This window comes from Lysobacter arseniciresistens ZS79, from assembly GCF_000768335.1.
Lineage (GTDB): Bacteria > Pseudomonadota > Gammaproteobacteria > Xanthomonadales > Xanthomonadaceae > Novilysobacter > Novilysobacter arseniciresistens.
This window is the reverse complement of sequence record NZ_AVPT01000072.1, coordinates 1-1203: the sequence shown is the minus strand read 5'-3', so window position 1 is coordinate 1203 and position 1203 is coordinate 1. Positions and strand designations below refer to the sequence as shown.

Below are 1203 nucleotides of genomic sequence, written 5' to 3'. Positions count from 1 at the left end.
CCGACGTCCCCCCGCTTTCAGTAGCGGATCGATCTAGAGTCCGGGGTTGATGGTAGTGGATGCCAGTTGCTTCGCGTAGGCGCTCGGTGTCAGTCCGCCCAATACCTTCTTCGGCCGCTCCTCGTTGTACTCCCGGCGCCAGGTCTCGATGACCGTCCGGGCGTGCAGCAGGTGGGTGAACCAGTGTTCGTTGAGGCACTCGTCGCGCAGGCGGCCGTTGAAGGACTCGACGTAGGCGTTCTGGTTCGGTTTGCCGGGTTGGATCAGACGCAGTTGCACGCCGCGTTCGTAGGCCCAGGTGACCATGGCCTTGCCGCAGAACTCCTTGCCGTTGTCGGTGCGGATCACCTGCGGCAGGCCGCGGGCGAGCGCCAAGCGGTCCAGCACCCGTGTCAAGCCGATCCCGGAGATCGCCCGCTCGACTTCGATCGCCACCGCCTCGTGGGTCGCGTCGTCGACGATCGTCAGGCATTTGATGACCCGGCCTTCGGCGGTGCGGTCGAACACGAAGTCCATCGACCACACCTGATTGGCGGCCAGCGGCCGGATCAGCGGTTGGCGCTCGCCCGGCAACACCTTCTTGCGCTTGCGGCGCCGCACCTGCAGCTTCGCCTCCTGGTACAGCCGTTCGACGCGCTTGTAGTTCACGAGCAGTCCCGCTTGCCTGAGCTTGAGGTGGATCATCCCGACGCCGTAGCGCTTGTGCCGCTGCGCCAGCGCCAGGATCCGCGCCCGCAACTCGACGTTGCGGTCCGGACGCGGCGCATAGCGGTAGGCGCTGGCGCTCATGCGCACCACCGCCAACGACCGCCGCTCGCTCAGACCCCGGTCCACCAGATGCCGCACCAGCTCGCGTCGAGCCGGTGCGGTCACCACTTTTTTCGCAGGGCGTCCTTGATCACGTCGTTCTCGAACATCTGCTCGGCCAGCAGCTTCTTCAGGCGGGTGTTCTCCGCCTCCAGCTCCTTCAGCCGCTTGGCGTCGGGCACGCTCATGCCGCCGAACTTGCTGCGCCACAGGTAGTACGAGGCTTCGCTGAAGCCGTGCCGGCGGCACAGGTCCTTGACCGGCAGGCCGGCCTCCGCCTCACGCAGGAAGCCAATGATCTGTTCTTCGGTAAAACGCTTCTTCACGTCCAATCTCCTTGTCGTTGGGGATTGGACTCCAGATCGCGGTGCTACTCAAAACCGGGGGGACGTCGCG

At 65.4% G+C, this 1203-nt stretch carries 1 protein-coding gene; it reads right to left on the bottom strand.

Annotation, left to right across the window (positions count from 1 at the left end):
• Window positions 1-33: 33 nt before the first annotated feature.
• A protein-coding gene (locus N799_RS14015) for an IS3 family transposase (RefSeq protein WP_152597996.1) occupies window positions 34-1133 on the bottom strand; the annotation gives its coding sequence in 2 pieces (ribosomal slippage) (window positions 34-875 and window positions 875-1133; 1101 coding nt in all).
• Window positions 1134-1203: the final 70 nt, after the last annotated feature.